Below are 15305 nucleotides of genomic sequence, written 5' to 3' on the forward strand. Positions count from 1 at the left end.
CGATAGCAGCACTTTCGCATTCAAGGCCAGCTGCATATCGTCGGCGACTGCGATCATGGCGGCAATAATCTCATCCTTTTGCCATCCGGCCGCCGAAGCTTCTCCGATCGCACTGACAACAGTGTCTTCGACAGCCCTCTGACATTCAAGGAACCGGTCGGGGTGGTTTCGCGGTCTACGAGGTCTAGCGATTGATGGGCGGTTCATTGAACTGATGTGATCCCCATCTCTTTCAAGAACAACTGCGCAATATGAACAAACAGCTCGTCGTCATTTTCCCGGTAGGCAAATTCGCCGCACCTGGAAATCTCTCTCAACAGCGGAGTCATACGTGCCGTGCTGGCAGTTAAATGTGCTTGTTCCACGGATAAATCATAATCAACGCCGGCATGCCTATGCAGGTACGTTGTCAGCAGTTTTTCGCTGCGTTCGTCACTACCGGTCATCGCAGAAAACACGCCCCACATGAACATTGCCTCGCCTGCCTTCATAAACGGGGCGGTTGCAATGCCGGGGCAAAGGCTCGTCAATTTAAGAAATTGGCGTTCGACGATTCCGCACGCTTGATGATATTCCGTCGAGTCGTCAAATTCGTCTGATTTCTTCATCGCAAATGCATGGGGCATGGCTCGCGCCTCTTCTTGTTGCTTTGCCATTTGTTCCAATTTTGTTCCCATTTGCAGAAGAGTCAAGGTTGTAAGGAATCGGTCGTACTCCGACCCATCGAATGAGATGTGCTTCACTGCGGGCCTTGGCAAAATCAAACCACTCGCGATGGGACTCGTTTGCGGTAGTAGGGCACAAACATCACAATCCGTCCCCTCTGTAAGGAACATCGTTAGAGGCTCGAACACCAATATCCCCGTTGTAAATTATGATGCCACTTTCGAAGCTGGACATCATATAGATCTCGCCATAGTCCACATGCTGCCCGTGAATTGCCTTGTACGGGTATTCATCGTCGGAAACAGAATGTTTAATTATGATGTCGGTAAAGCTGCGTTCGTCGTTCGGATCTAGGGAAAACTCGATGGCATATGATCCTGGCTCTTCTGTTTCCCCGGTCAGTCCCTGCTGAACCCCGTATTCGTCATCAGGGGTGAAGTAGATCAAATTGAAGTTTTTCCCGCGAAACCTAACAGACCATGTCATGGCTTCCTCCCTCTGTCGTTACGGTTGTAGCGGTTCTCCCTCCGCCTTGCTCTTCCGATATGATCAGGGCGTCATCCGGCAATAGTCGCTGTCGCCAATACGCGGCCACAGAGCGTAATCCTACAATGGCGTAATGCGCACAACGCGGGCGTCAGACAGTCCGCCATTGCACCCAGCTTGCCCTGTTATTGGGTGCGGTTGCTCAGTATCCAGCAGGCAACGGCGACCGCACCAACGATGAGAACTGTAGTGGCACCAGCACCGTTGGCGAGTGCGCCTAGCGCTACAAGCCCACAGATGATAGCCAAACTGGAATAGAAGCTCTGCGGGTCCTTCTCATGCGGGTCGAAAGGCTGCATATGATGTTCCCCGCGTTTGCGCGAGTTTATCGGGGGGAATACACCCTATCAACAAAATATTGCGTATTGATCCCCCTCGCACGAGCGCCCGAGTGCATCGATAGGTGATGTCAGGTTAACTCTTCGAGGCAGAGGAAATCCTTTTGGCTGGCAGATTTCAGACTAATGCAGCTGTCACCGCCTTCCACTGTACTTGGGCGTTGAGGCGATGGAGGTGGATTTGAAAGGCGGAACATTTGGAGCGAGACGGGACGAAGGGGTTGCGGATAGTCGAGAAGATCGAAACGAACCGTTGAAGACCCCCTGGGACCGGAAGCCCTGCATCGCCCGCTCCCGTCTTCGAGGTGGCAGATGCGAATTCTCCGCCCGGTTATTAAGTCCCTTGTGAGACCGATGTTTGATGCTGGGCATGATCTGACGCCTGGCCGCGGCATAGGAGCCGAGCTTGTCGGTGATCAGACGCTTCGGTGCGAGGCCCTGCTTCTTGAGCAGCCTTGTCAGTAATCGCCTCGCTGCCTTTGTGTTGCGCCAGGTCTGCATGATTTCATCGAGTACATAGCCTTCCTGATCAACAGCACGCCACAGCCAGTATTTCCTGCCGGAGATGGTGATGACAAGTCGAGTGGCCCGGGGGAATTTCACCCCCAGGCTCTCTCAGATCCGGACGTGAGCGTCTCCACTCATCCGGCTCCTACCGTCCAGCCGTTGCCGATACAGCAATCGCCAATGTGCAAACAGCGCTGGCTCCCGACGCCTTACGTCCTGGACCCAGTACCGCGCACGCCGACGATGGCGTCTCAGGCGGCGATATTTCGACATGGCCCAGCGTGCCAGGCGCAGATCGAGATGCATCAATGCTCGGGAAAGTGCCGATTGTGGTAACGACCATAGTAGTTCATCCAACCACGAAGGATCGGATTGAAGATCTTGGCCAGATCATTGATGCGCTTGTCGATACGGCGGTCAAGCTGCCAGTCCCGCATTGTCTGACGGATGGCTTTCGTGGCTCGGTTGCTGATACCCGGACTGAAATTGACGAAGGTCTTGCCCCATCGGTTCATTGCCAGTCTCGGCCGAAAGGTGTAGCCGAGAAAGTCGAACTTCTGGTTGGGGCAATGCCCCCGCCGCCGAACGTTATCCTTGCAATACACGATCTGTGTCTTGTCTGGATGTAACGTCAGTCCACATTCGGCAAATCGCAGCGTTGGTGCGTGGATCCTTTGTCAACGGTTTGGCGCTAGGCAGACGGGATCGCAATCAGCTTGATCCGTGCCATGCCCTACAAACATAATTCTATTCGCCGTCACCGCATCGGGAAGATGAAATTCAGGGTGACGAATTGGCCCGATTACGAGGCAGGTCTGCGCCGGCGTGGTAGCTTGACATTATGGGTAACGCCGGAGGCACTGGTCGGGTGGCGGGCTCCCCGACGCAAGACCCGAGGCGGCCAAGCCCGGTATTCCGATCTCGCCATCGAAACGGCGCTGACGCTGGGTTGCGTCTTCGGAATGCGGCTGCGCCAGACCGAGGGATTGCTCCACTCGCTGCTGGATCTCATGGGGCTTGATGTGCCCGTCCCCGATCATACGACGCTGAGCCGGTCGCAGACGTGGGAGCTGCCAGCCACACGAAACCGGCCTCTGCCGGACGGCCCGCTGCATGTGCTTGTCGATAGCACGGGATTGAAAGTCTACGGCGCCGGGCAATGGCTGGAGGAGAAACATGGCGCGCCAGATCACGTCGCAACTGGCGCAAGCTCCACCTGGCGCTGGATGCCGAGAATGGCGAAATCATTGCTCATAGTCTGACAGACCAGAACACCGATGATCCTTCACAGATAGAGCCGTTGCTCAGCCAGATCGACGGTAAGATTGATCGCTTCACGGCTGATGGAGCCTACGATGGCAAGCCGACCTATCAGACGATCCTGCGGCATAGCAGCAACGCGATCGTCGTCATTCCACCCCGTTCGACGGCAGTGGAAAGCGGTGATACTGGGCCACCCGGTCAACGGGACGGCCACATCGCGGTGATTGCAGAACAAGGCCGATTGAAATGGCAGGCGGCCACCGGTTATGGCAAGCGCGCTCTGATCGAAACCGCCATCGGGCGATACAAGGCGCTGATCGGATCGCGCTTGCGGGCTCGTTCGTTCGCAGCACAGCAGACCGAGGTGGCCATCGGTTGCATCGTTCTCAATCGTATGCTGGCGTGCGGACACCCGGAGTCTGTCCGGAATCAAGTCAGGCCGGCATGACCGACTACATCATAAGATCGAAATGCGTTCGATTCCATATCCGCGCACCAACGTCCGTTTATGCGACAATACCTAATAGAAAATTAGCCGCACTATAGGGTCGTGATTGGGGGCAATCCGCGCGCCGAATAACACTCCGCTAGGCGCCGCCAAGGACTGACACCCAAACAAGCTCAACCTTTAACCGCACCAGCGGTCAGGCCCGCAACGATCTTGCGCTGAAAGATCAGAACGAGGATTAGCAGCGGCAACGTGACGGTAACCGACGCGGCCATAATCTGCCCAAACGGATACTCATAGCGACTGCTGCCTGTCAACAAGCCTATGGCAACCGGGACCGTGCGGTTTTCATCGGTGAGAATGAATGTCAGCGCAAACAGGAATTCATTCCATGCCAGAATGAAGGCGAGCAGCCCGGTGCTTGCAATGGCCGGACCCATCAGAGGCAAAAGGACATGAGTCAGTATCCTAATTCTGGAACACCCGTCAATGAGTGCCGCCTCTTCAAGTTCGGTTGGCAGGTCGCGGATGAAGCTCGTCAAGACCCACGTCGTGAACGGCAGTATCAGAAGCAGGTATGAGAAGATCAGGGCCGCTGGGCGATTGTAGAAATCAAGCCAGCCGATCACCTCGAACATGCCGGAGAGAACGACCACCTGCGGAAATACCGAAATCATCAGGACGCAAATGAGGATGATGCGGCTGACCGGAAAATGCAGACGGCCTAACGCATAGGCCGCAAGCAGGCTTATGATTAAGGAAATCAGGCTGCTTGAAAATGCGACGATTGCGGAATTGACGATCGCTCCCATGAAAATGGGATTGTTGAACAGGCTGATGTAATTGCTGAAATCGAGCGAAGGCAACAGACTGAAGCTGTAGAGGCTCGCGCGGCTCTTGGTTGAAGAAATGATCGCCCAATAATAGGGAAAAAGCATATAAGCGAGGACGATGGCCACGCCCGCATACAGGCCAAAGCGCTTCACGGCCCTCAATCTGCGGTACGCTTGGTTTGAATAGCGTTTTGGCCCTGTCATCGTGCAGGCTCCTACGTTGTATTCCGGTCGAGCCGCAAAACGCTCACGATCAGGATCGCGACCAAACCCACGATGAGGAACACCCAGGTTGAAGCTGCGGATCCGACGCCAAGGTCCTGAAATCCGATCAGCTGATCCCTGGCATAGATCGACATGGTCATGGCGTTCTCGCTGTTTGCTGCGATGACATAGCTCAGATCGAACATCCGCAGCGCATCGAGTGTGCGGAACAGCACGGCAACGCCGATCGCAGGCGCGGCGAGCGGCAGCGTAATCGACCAGAGACGCTTCCAGGCTGGAACACCCGACACCTCAGCGGCCTCATAGATCTCCTCGGGAATGAGCTGCAATCCAGCCAGAATGAGAAGAACCATGAAAGGGGTGGTAACCCAAACATCGATGAAGATGATCGTTCCAAGGATGAGAGAGGGATCGGCCGTCCAGGCGATACCCTTATCGAGGAACCCCAGCCAGATAAGAGCCTTGTTAATCAGGCCAAACTGGTCGTTGAACATCCATTCCCAAATCTTGGCAGACACGACCATCGGCATGGCCCAGGGTACGAGAATGGCCGCACGCACAAGTCCTCGCCCGGCAAACGCCCGATGGAGCAGCAGCGCGACCGCAAGCCCCAGCAGCGTTTCGAGTGTGACGGACACAAGCGTGAAAATCATTGTGTTTTTCACAGCACCCCAGAAAACAGGGTCTTCGATAACAGTCGCGAAATTTTCCAAGCCGACGAAACTGTAATCAGTGGGATTGTCGAGAAAGGCATTGGTGAAGGAAAAATAGATATTGCGCCCAAGCGGCCACAACGCCACCGCAGCCAACGCAACGAGCAAAGGCAGGAGGAAATACCAGGCTATCCTTGTTTCTCGGTTTTGCATCGAAATGACTGCCCTTAGCTTTGTTCGATAGCGAACGGCTCGGTTGCAGCGAGGACGTCGACGCGCATCCCCGCATCATCGAAGAGATAAAGATCCTTGGTCTGCCATGCCAGCCCTACAGGCTGACCCGCGGCATGGTCCGGAAGCGGATCGGCCGACCGTACCGTCCACACCAGATCTTCGGTTAGCCGGACGTAGGCAATCTGTTCGTAGCCGAGGTCCTCCACCCGCTCAAAAATGCCCTGGATCGATCGAGGGATCTGGGCTTTGACTATTCTCAACGCTTCGGGCCTCAGCCCGAGCGTCGCCGGTTGTGCATCGCCAACAAGTCGACCTTCGAACGCGAAACCCTTTGGTCCGAGCAGCGACATGGAAGAAACGTCAAAGGACACGGGAGCAAAGTTCATTCGCGGACTTCCAAGGAAGCCTGCAACGAAGCGATTTACCGGTCGATCGTAAAGCTCGCGGGGTGATCCGATCTGCTCAATGCGACCATGATTGAGGATGACGATCCTGTCGGCAAGCGTCATGGCCTCGGTCTGATCATGAGTCACATAGATCATCGTCGTGCTGATTTCGGCATGCAGCTTGGCGATCTCGAACCGCATCTCCATTCGCAAGTCCGCATCGAGATTTGAGAGCGGTTCATCGAACAGGAACAGTTGCGGCTGGCTCACCAGGGCACGCCCGATTGCCACACGCTGGCGCTGACCACCAGATAGCTGCTTTGGTTTGCGATCCAGCAGGTGGCGGATCTTCAGCATGTCAGCCACCTTCGTCAAACGCTGGCGAATTTCATTTCTCGCCATACGTGCGGTCTCCAGCGCAAAGCTGATGTTTCGTGCCACATTCATGTGGGGATAAAGAGCGTAGGTCTGAAAAACGAAAGCGACCCCACGCTTCGACGCCGGAACGTCCGTGACCTGTTCTCCGCCAATAAAGACGTCGCCACTCGAAACAGGAACCAGGCCCGCTATGACACGCAGCAGCGTCGATTTTCCGCAACCGGAAGGGCCTACAAAAACAACGAACTCGCCGTCATCGATCGTCAGATCGATTGACCGGAGCACGTCATACGCGCCGAAGCTCTTGCTGACTTCTTTCAGTGTGACGGATGCCATTCCGCTGCCCCTGGTCTTTCTTCGTTCGTTGTCTTTTCTGCGCCGTCAAACTGTCCGCGGAGCAAGGATGGGCAGGCACCTCCGGATTAACATCCCCCGGAGGTGCCTCGACTTCAGTTCGCCTTCAAATCGCGTTTCAGCCGCTTTTCAAGCTGCGCCAACTCGTCATTGACATCTCCCTTTCCCGAAATGACGTCATGAACCGCACGGTAGAACGTACGAGAGACTCGGTTGTAGTCCTTGCCTGTCGTCGCAGACGGGCGGGCGACAGATTCTTCGAAAGCATTTTTCGCCATGGGCAAGAATGGAATTTTGGCAAGCACATCGGCATCGCTGTAGAGTGCTTCGACGGTCGGATTATATCCACCCTTTAACGCACGCATCTTCTGGTCCTCAAGCCCGACCATGTAGCGCAAAAGTTCCGCCGCCTTTTCCTTCTTTGTCGAGTACTTGGAAACAGCGAGATAGGCTGTACCCAGAGCTCCGCTCGATTTCTGGCCCTCGGCTCCGACAGGAAGCGCGGAAACCCCAACCTTACCCAGCAGCTTTCCATCCGGGGTTTGAGAGGTACCCCATACATAGGGCCAGTTTCGATGGAATACTGCATTGCCGCTCTCGAACAATGCCCGCGAGCTTTCCTCGTCATAATTGAGGACACCCTTCGGTGAGATTGTATCGATCCATCCCCTCGCCCGCGTCAAGGCAGCAGCGGTCTGGGGATTGTTGATCGTCACATCGCCCTTGTCTGATAAAATCGTGCCGCCGCCACCCGAGGCAATCCATTCGATAGCATCGCACGTCAGCCCTTCATAGCTGCGACCCTGCCACGCATAGCCCCACATATCAGCGTTGCCGGCTTTACGTTCGCCATCCTGGATTTCCTTCGCCGTTGTCGTGAGTTCATCCCATGTCTTCGGCGGCTGCTTGCCGTACTTCTCCAACAGATCCTTGCGGTAGAACATCAGACCCGTGTCGATGTAAAAGGGCATGGCAAGGAGTTTACCGTCAATACGGGCGGCATCGGTTGCCGAAGCAAAATGAGCCTTGATCTCCCCTTCCGGAACCAAAGAACTGAGATCCTCGAAATGGTCTTTCATCATTCCGAGCCAGATCACGTCGACATACAGCAAGTCGACGTCCGAGGAATTCGAAGCGAACAGCTGCTGATAGATCGGAATGGCGTCGTCGAGGTTCTGGGGGGTGCGATTGATCTTGACCTCGTTGCCGGAAGACTTCGCCCATTGCTGCGCGCCTTCCTCACAGAGTTCGTAATCCGTCGCCGAGCAAAACATCGATATCGTTTCGGCCTTCGCGGGAAATGCTGCCGCCATTGCCAGAACTGTGAGACCTGCGAGTAACTTCAATTTGTGTTTCATAGTCGTTCCCTGCTTTTCTTGTGTGATTGAAGCGAACTAGATCGCGGCACTGTGCCGTCGATATTGGTTGAGATCGGAATGAAAGGGTAAATTGCGGCCACCATAGCCGGTGACCGCGAGGGAGCCGCAGATGACTGCGACATCAAGTGCGGATGCGAAATCGGGTTCGTGCAGCAGTCCATACACGAATCCTGCGTTGAAGCTGTCGCCTGCTCCGGTGGTATCGAAGACTTCGACGGCAAGTGCAGGAGCGTGATAGAGGCGACCTTTGTCCGATGCGAACGCTCCGTCGGCACCGCACTTGATGACAACGGTCGGACAATGCCGCGCGAGCGATTTCAACGCCGCTTCAACGTCCTGTTCCCCTGTCAGGGCCTTGGCTTCCGTTTCATTCGGCAGAAAGACATCGATCTGGCGCAATGTCTCGACCATGCCTGGCGCCGACAAATCCATCTCGATGTGCTGGCAATCGGAACAGACCTTGATGCCGAGCTCGCGTGCGGCTGCAATAAGCGCAGTGCGTTCGGCGTCCAGAGAAAACCCCTGCAACAGCAGGATTCGAGGCCGTATCCGCTCAAGATCGGCGGGTGTAGGACTTGGGTCCTGGTCTTCTTTATAACTGATAAATCCGCGATCATGGGCAAATGAGAAAGCGGAACTGATGCGGCGCCATGGCTTTTGGCGGTGTATGAACAGCCCCTCGTCGATGCCTTCCCGCCGCGCCTCATCGATGATCATACGGCTGAAAACATCATTCCCAAAGGCACACCACCATCCGGCATGTGTGCCCAACCTCGTCAGCGCCAGCGCCGTCGAGAATGCTGCACCTGGAACCCACTCGAATTCCTTCGCCCACAGATCGGCACCGATCTTCGGGATGGCGGGAAGGCCGCGAAAGATCAGATCGAAGTAGTATTCTCCGACCACCATCACGTCATAGGCGGAGCCAGATGCCTGCGCGTTCACATCCACTCTCCTGCATATTGCGCGTGAGCGGACAGATATTCATCCACCAAAGGCACCGCGCGTGAATAGGACAAGACGAGAGGATGCGCCATCAGTGCCTCGACCGCCACATCGCGACTGCGCTCCTTGATAGCCTGAACGGCAAGTCGCTCATATCGCTTCACATTCTGCACGAGCTGAAATTGTGCATCCGGCATCTGGCCAATTTTCAGCGGCTTGACCCCGTCCTTGTCAACAACGCAGCTGACTTCAACCACGTCATCCGCGCGAAGGCCATCGATGGCGCCTTCATTGCGAACGTTCAAACCGCTATAGCAAGGCTTGCCTGTCTGCAGTGCGTCGACGAGGTTGAGCGCAACGCCGGCATAGCCCTCGCCTTCTTCACCATGCTCACCCTCCACAACGGCATCGACCAGCTTGTCAGCCTCTTCCATGCTCGGAGCGTCATCCAACGCGTAGTGCATGTAGGTCGCGCTGCGGCGGCGTTCATAGGCATAATAGCGCTCCAATGCCTCATCGGCATTCGTATCAAGGTTGATCTTGCCAAGCGTTTCCACCAGCGCCTTGTTGAGATCCTTGACTTCTTCGCCGCGCGTGCGCTCATCCGAATTCAGGGCAGCTACGGCCTTTTCCGCATAGTAGTAATAATAGAGATATTCATTGATCCAGTTGCGTTGATGCCGGATCAGCTTGGAATCGAACATGCGTTGCGACGTTGAGCTCAAGAACCGATCATCATCGAGCAACGGTTGCAGAACTTCCTCGCCGTTGATTTTTGCGCTCCGGGTAAAAGAAAGATGGTTGAGCCCGGCAACCTCCGCATGAACGTCGTTTTGCGGAACCTTGAACCATCGCGACAATGCTTCCTGCGCGCCATTGGCGCCATCGCAAATTCCGATCGTCCGGTGATAGCCTTCATTCTGCAAAGCCTGGGCGACCAGGCCTGCTGGATTGGTAAAATTGAAAAGCCATGCATCCGGGCTGACTTTCTTCAGTAGTTCTGCATATTTGAGGATGACGGGGATGCTACGCAACGCCATCGCAAAGCCACCAGGACCAGTGGTCTCCTGTCCAAGAACACCATGGGACAGAGCGACGCGCTCATCCTTGATCCGGCCTTCCTCGTCACCAGGCCGCACCGTCGTTACGATGTAACTTGCCCCTTCAAGAGCCCGTTCGGCGTCACTGGTCATCGAAATCTTGACCGGAGACTGGCTGCGGCGCGCGATTTCCTGACTGATCCGGCCGAACAATTCCAGCTTCGTTTCGTTGATGTCCTGCAGGCAGATTTCCGTCAGCCCGCTTCGCTCTGCACGCCTGAGCGCCGATCCTACAAACAGTGGCGCCCGTACACCGCCGCCACCAACTAACGTAAGCTTCATCGATTGCTCCAATGCTCCAACTATGTTATCCGTACTGGTCATAACCAGTTATGTCAACCAAGGCTGAAATTGAATTTTTTGACTTTGGCATGACACGCACAAGGCGGCATTCACAAGCAATTCGGGCTGTAGCTTGTATTGGCTTAAGGAAGGTGCAATCTGCCGATTGCGTGCGGAATCCGAGAGCGAGCAAAGAATCGATATGGCAAACATAGCGCCATCTGGCGATACCAGATTGATAGATCGAAACCACCCGGACCCGCTCTATGTTCAGTTACGTATCATCCTCCGCGAGAGGATCGACCGGAAGGAATTGTCGGTCAACGACAAGCTCCCCTCGGAGCGCGAGCTCGTGGAGATGTACGGGGTGAGCCGTATTACCGTACGTCAGGCCATCAAGGATCTCGAGAATCTCGGTTTCCTGCAGACACGTGCCGGAAAAGGCATCTATGTCGCTAAACCGAAACCAACGTATGAAATCGAGATCGTTCGCAGCTTTACGGAAACAGCCGAGGCGAACAATCGAAAACCCGGGATGCGTTTGCTTTGCAGCGCCATCATTCAGGCTGATTTGGACATCACCCGGCCGCTCGCCCTGCCATCAGGATCGAATGTGGTCTTCATAGAACGTCTACGTTTCCTTGATGATCTGCCTGTCGTCGTACAGAGGGACTGGTTTGCTGAAGCAATCGCACCGGGCATTCTCGATATCGACTGGGCCGCGGGAAACAGATCGCTCTATGCTGAGTTCAACGACCGCTATGGCGTTGTACCGACGCGTGGCCAGTCAACCTTGAGTGCGCGGCTCGCTTCAGAACTGGAAGCCCAGCTTCTGCAACTTGAGCTTCCCGCAGCCGTCTTAACACTGGATCAGATTTCCTATGACAATGAATATCGCCCGGTCAACGTCAGCGCCATGGCTTATCATCCAGTGCGATATCCATTGTCGCTAACCCAATCTCGCCGACGGGTTTAACACGGCATTGGTGCATCGATCAGGCATTTGGCGCAGGTTAATCTATGATGAGGTTTGCGGAAAGTTCGCCAATAGCTGGGCCGTCTGATCCGGGACAACAAGCCGGCTTTCCCGATCAGCGACGGGCTGATGTTTGGAATTGAACGCACGTTGGCCTCCGACGCGTCACACCCGAAGGTCCGACAACGAATACAAATCTGCGGTGCTGAGAGGCCCGACCTTCCGGGATACGCGATACAATAGCAGATCGGGTCCGCCGAGCGATGTGGCATCAGCTATCCAAGCGTGCGTGTGTCTGACTAAATTAGGATTAACCGTGACGGTGAGGCCCGACGCCTTTCCGGGCACCGGAAAATTCGGCGCCGAGTCCTCTGCTGATCCCTCAGTGTGATAACGCGGCACTGCAAGAATGGTTGCAGTGAGGCCCGGCGATGTGCCCGTCACGGCAGTGACCAAACGCCGAGCCCCTGCTCCCGATAGAGGGCATAACTCAGCGCGTTCCTCTCTACGCGGCATGTCAAATCACGTTGCAGCCCGCGTGGAGCGGCCCTAAAAAGCCCAGCCCACCAAGCGCGCCACCAAATAGATGAACAAAAAGACGAGAAAGAACGCGAGGGCGACACCGAAAGCTCTCTCCATCTTCGTTGCTAAACCTCCCGCGGTGCGCAAGCGTGTATGCCAGCGCCAGCGGTGATTTTACGCCCCTTCCATACCCGAGGAAACCATCATGAAACCAGTCGCCAATTGGCGGGCGGGCGAGTTACGACAGCGATCTTAAGAATCGACGGGATGAACAATTATACGAATTCCTTTGTAAAAAGGCCTCGCTTTCCGTCGTCATGAGTATACTCTCCAGGCGCCGCCGGGCATTAATCACAAATGGCTTCCGGTGCTTGAGAGATGGAATGCGCTCCCGCCACAAGAGCAAGGAGCAGGTTGTGGCCCATCCGATTTACGTCTTTTCTTATTCTACCCGAGATTGGGACCTTATGAACCGGGCGCACAAGCGAGCATCGTTGCTGCTTAGGCGTTCTTCATCGAAACACGAACACGCCAACCGTCTCGCGCGGAAGGTAATGGATCTTTTCGACAAGGGGATGCGGGACGAAGACCTCATCTCCAAAACAGCCGCTCAACTGGAACAGGAAGCAGCAGGAAGGACCCGACTGTGACTTGGAACGTCAGGTTTCGTGGCAAGGACTGCAAACTAGCGTATTTCGCCCCAGATAAGCTTTGCAATCAGCATCCGTTGACCGTGGAAGGCGTTGAGCCGGGATCCTTCGCAATCGATTTTCCCAAGAACGCGGAAGGCAAGTTTGCCTTTACGGACATCACGATCAAGGAAGCATCCGATCCTGAACGATACGCCTACCACGCCGTTCGTGGTCATCATTCCATTTTTGGGGAAGTCCTTATGATGTCGAGCAAATCGCAGGACGGCATTATGATCTATGATGCCATGACCGGAATTCAGCCCGAGAATGATTATTTGTATACAGGTGACGGATCATGACCATTAGAGGTCCACATCGTACTCGTGACCATCCGGATCGTTGCTTCGAGTGCCAACGGGCCATCGCGGTTCGGCTAAATGAATTGATGAGAGATGCTCAACAGGCAGGATGGAACAAGGCCGAAGTTCTGGCGGCCATCATCGACATGGCGGATGCTGAATCATTGAGGATGCACGTCAACATACGATTATCCGTCGAAACGGAGCTCAGAAAATTGATGAAGAAGCGAGATGTGTAACGGCCAAGTTGTTTTTCATAGCCCCACTGAAGAAATCCGCGCCTGTCGGGCAATCTGATGAAGCAAACCGCCTGATCTGACCGAATTGCCTGCGCAGCGCACGCTGCTGGCGGTCGCCGAGTTCTCCGGGCTGGTCAAATCGAAGTAGGTCGGCGCAGAGGCTCTCAGAAGCGCCAGATCAACGGCACGATGAAAACAGAAACCACAAAAAACCAGATCAGCAGTGGCAAGCCAAGCTTCCAGTAATCGCTGAAGGCATAGCCGCCCGGGCCCATAACCATCAAATTCGTCGGCGTGGCAATCGGCGTCAGGAACGCCGCTGCCGCCGCCACCGCCGTGCTCATGAGCACCGGACGGGGCGAGATGCCCATCGCCGTGGCGGCCGCCACGCCGATCGGGATGACGATCAGTGCGGTTGCTGTGTTGCTGATGAGCTGCCCCATCACCGCTGTCAAAATGAACAAGCCCGCAAGCAGCGCTACAGGTCCGGCATCGCCGACGAGATCGACGAGATGTTCGGCCATCAGTTTTGCCGCCCCCGTTTCCACCATCGCAGTGGAAAGCGGCATCATGGCACCCACGAGGATCACCGTCGTCCAGCCGATGGCGCGATAGGCTTGCTCGACATTCATGATCCCTGACAGGATGATCGCACCGGCAGCAAGCAGGCCGGACACCGCTGGCGGCACAATGCCAGTCGCCAGAAGCAAGACCATCGCAAGCAGAATAATGATGGCCTGGCGCGCGCCGGGCCCCATGGGAACGGCCTGACGACGTACCAGCTCCGGTGAATTGACCACCAGAACGTCTGGATCGTCGAGGTGAATATCAAGCGCTTTCCAGGTTCCCTGCAGCAGCATGGTGTCACCAGCCTGCAGCACGGTTCCGGCAGCGCCCCTGGCTGCATTGGCGGTGCCGGTTTCCAAACCTGGGCGCTGCACCGCCAGAACGATCAGGTCGCCACTTTCGGTGACCATCCCCGGGAAAACCTTTTCCCCGATAAGGCCCGAGCGTGGCGGGATAACGACTTCTGCAAGCCCGGAGCTGCGATTGAAGAGCGTCTCCTCGCCCTGGCCGGCCGCCTTCTTATCGCGAAACGCAAGATGCATCTGCGCCGCGAATGCAGCGGCCGCGTCGCTATCACCGCGTATCAGCAGATGGTCGCCCTCGGCCACGAGGGGCCTTCGGAGCGGCCCGGCCGTTTCGCCCTCCTGTATAGCGACCAGCTGTAGCCCCGGATGCGCGGACAGATCGATCCCTGACGATGGCACGCCCACATAGGGTGAGGTTGTTCGCACCCGCAGCTGGTAGATTCCGCTTGCTAGCCCATATTGCTCCACCAGCGTCTTGGCGTGGCGGCTGAAATCGGCCGGCATGGTGGCGCCGTTACGCTCGGGAAGTAGCTGCCTTCCGAACAGCACGATGATCGCCATGGTTCCGGCCAGAAGCGGCACTCCGACAAGCGCGAACTCGAAGAATCCAAAGCCGCCGACACCCGCGTCAAGTCCTGCTTCCGAAACCAGCACATTCACCGGCGTTCCTGTCAGCGCCAGCATTGAGCCGGCATGCGCGGCGAAAACCAGCGGCATGAGCAACTGTGACGAGTTGCGCTTGAGGCGGACGGCGATAACAACCACCACAGGCAGGAGCGCTGCGACGGCGCCATTGACGCTGATCAGGGCGGTCAGCAGCGAAACCAGCCCCATTTTCAGAAGCAGCAAGCGCGTCCGGCTTTCTTCGCCAGCACCACGGATGAGCAACTGCCCGGCCCAGGCGGTGACCCCGGTTACCTCAAGCCCGGAGCTGACAACAAAGAGCGACGCGATGAAGATGACCGCCGGATCGCCGAAGCCGCCAAGCGCCTGGCCAAGCGTCAGCACGCCGCTCGCCCATAGTGCCAATGCGGTCAGCATGGCGACGACGACGACCGGCAGCTTGTTCGAGACGAACAGAACGACGGCGAAGGCGATGATGGTGGCTGTGTATGCTATTGGGCTCAATCGCTCAGTTCCTCACTTGGCCCTGCTCGGGCTGTCCAAC

General features: G+C 56.1%; 14 protein-coding genes and 2 pseudogenes. 4 read left to right on the forward strand and 12 right to left on the reverse strand.

The window, feature by feature from the left end:
• Positions 1 to 203: 203 nt before the first annotated feature.
• From CU102_RS04210 to CU102_RS30085, 5 genes and pseudogenes are all read right to left on the reverse strand, one after another.
• Positions 204 to 656 (reverse strand): hypothetical protein, encoded by a 453-nt coding sequence (locus CU102_RS04210; RefSeq protein WP_133624445.1) that lies wholly within the window; start codon positions 654 to 656, stop codon positions 204 to 206.
• Between the two features lie 151 nt (positions 657 to 807).
• A complete protein-coding gene (locus CU102_RS04215) occupies positions 808 to 1152 on the reverse strand; it encodes a hypothetical protein (protein ID WP_133624444.1) in 345 nt (114 codons plus the stop codon).
• Between the two features lie 185 nt (positions 1153 to 1337).
• A complete protein-coding gene (locus CU102_RS29685; RefSeq protein WP_166648356.1) occupies positions 1338 to 1511 on the reverse strand; it encodes a hypothetical protein in 174 nt (57 codons plus the stop codon).
• 157 nt (positions 1512 to 1668) lie between these two features.
• A pseudogene (locus CU102_RS04220) lies at positions 1669 to 2129 on the reverse strand (IS6 family transposase); the annotation flags it as partial.
• Between the two features lie 233 nt (positions 2130 to 2362).
• A complete protein-coding gene (locus CU102_RS30085) occupies positions 2363 to 2572 on the reverse strand; it encodes a group II intron maturase-specific domain-containing protein (protein ID WP_208113804.1) in 210 nt (69 codons plus the stop codon).
• Positions 2573 to 2785: 213 nt separating this feature from the next.
• Between CU102_RS30085 and CU102_RS04230 the strand changes: the two are divergent.
• Positions 2786 to 3768: pseudogene (locus tag CU102_RS04230) on the forward strand (IS5 family transposase).
• A gap of 173 nt (positions 3769 to 3941) precedes the next feature.
• On the opposite strand, the gene CU102_RS04235 reads toward CU102_RS04230, so the two are convergent.
• The 6 genes from CU102_RS04235 to CU102_RS04260 form a co-directional block, all read right to left on the reverse strand.
• The gene (locus CU102_RS04235; RefSeq protein WP_106709711.1) at positions 3942 to 4805 is read right to left on the reverse strand and encodes a carbohydrate ABC transporter permease; all 864 of its coding nucleotides are present in this window, start codon (positions 4803 to 4805) and stop codon (positions 3942 to 3944) included.
• 11 nt (positions 4806 to 4816) lie between these two features.
• Entirely contained in the window at positions 4817 to 5692 is an 876-nt protein-coding gene (locus CU102_RS04240) for a carbohydrate ABC transporter permease (RefSeq protein WP_106709713.1), read from the reverse strand.
• A gap of 14 nt (positions 5693 to 5706) precedes the next feature.
• Complete coding sequence (locus CU102_RS04245; protein WP_106709714.1) at positions 5707 to 6813, reverse strand: ABC transporter ATP-binding protein; 1107 nt, start codon at positions 6811 to 6813, stop codon at positions 5707 to 5709.
• Positions 6814 to 6926: 113 nt separating this feature from the next.
• On the reverse strand, positions 6927 to 8189 hold the full coding sequence (locus tag CU102_RS04250; protein ID WP_106709716.1) for an ABC transporter substrate-binding protein: 1263 nt from the start codon (positions 8187 to 8189) through the stop codon (positions 6927 to 6929).
• Positions 8190 to 8225: 36 nt separating this feature from the next.
• Positions 8226 to 9119 carry a carbohydrate kinase family protein gene (locus CU102_RS04255; protein WP_106709953.1) on the reverse strand — a complete coding sequence of 298 codons (894 nt, stop codon included), beginning with the start codon at positions 9117 to 9119 and terminating at the stop codon, positions 8226 to 8228.
• A 32-nt stretch (positions 9120 to 9151) separates the two neighbouring features.
• The gene (locus tag CU102_RS04260; RefSeq protein WP_106709718.1) at positions 9152 to 10537 is read right to left on the reverse strand and encodes a family 4 glycosyl hydrolase; all 1386 of its coding nucleotides are present in this window, start codon (positions 10535 to 10537) and stop codon (positions 9152 to 9154) included.
• 202 nt (positions 10538 to 10739) lie between these two features.
• Between CU102_RS04260 and CU102_RS04265 the strand changes: the two genes are divergently transcribed.
• The 3 genes from CU102_RS04265 (at position 10740) to CU102_RS04280 (ending at position 13265) form a co-directional block, all read left to right on the forward strand.
• Positions 10740 to 11513, forward strand: coding sequence for a GntR family transcriptional regulator (locus CU102_RS04265; protein ID WP_106709720.1), 774 nt, complete (start codon positions 10740 to 10742; stop codon positions 11511 to 11513).
• 1168 nt (positions 11514 to 12681) lie between these two features.
• Positions 12682 to 13026 (forward strand): hypothetical protein, encoded by a 345-nt coding sequence (locus CU102_RS04275; protein ID WP_133624584.1) that lies wholly within the window; start codon positions 12682 to 12684, stop codon positions 13024 to 13026.
• On the forward strand, positions 13023 to 13265 hold the full coding sequence (locus CU102_RS04280) for a hypothetical protein (RefSeq protein WP_106709726.1): 243 nt from the start codon (positions 13023 to 13025) through the stop codon (positions 13263 to 13265). Before CU102_RS04275 ends, CU102_RS04280 begins: the two co-directional genes overlap by 4 nt.
• A gap of 164 nt (positions 13266 to 13429) precedes the next feature.
• On the opposite strand, the gene CU102_RS04285 is transcribed toward CU102_RS04280, so the two are convergent.
• A complete protein-coding gene (locus CU102_RS04285; protein ID WP_106709728.1) occupies positions 13430 to 15265 on the reverse strand; it encodes an SLC13 family permease in 1836 nt (611 codons plus the stop codon).
• Positions 15266 to 15305: the final 40 nt, after the last annotated feature.

Source organism: Phyllobacterium brassicacearum (assembly GCF_003010955.1).
GTDB lineage: Bacteria > Pseudomonadota > Alphaproteobacteria > Rhizobiales > Rhizobiaceae > Phyllobacterium > Phyllobacterium brassicacearum.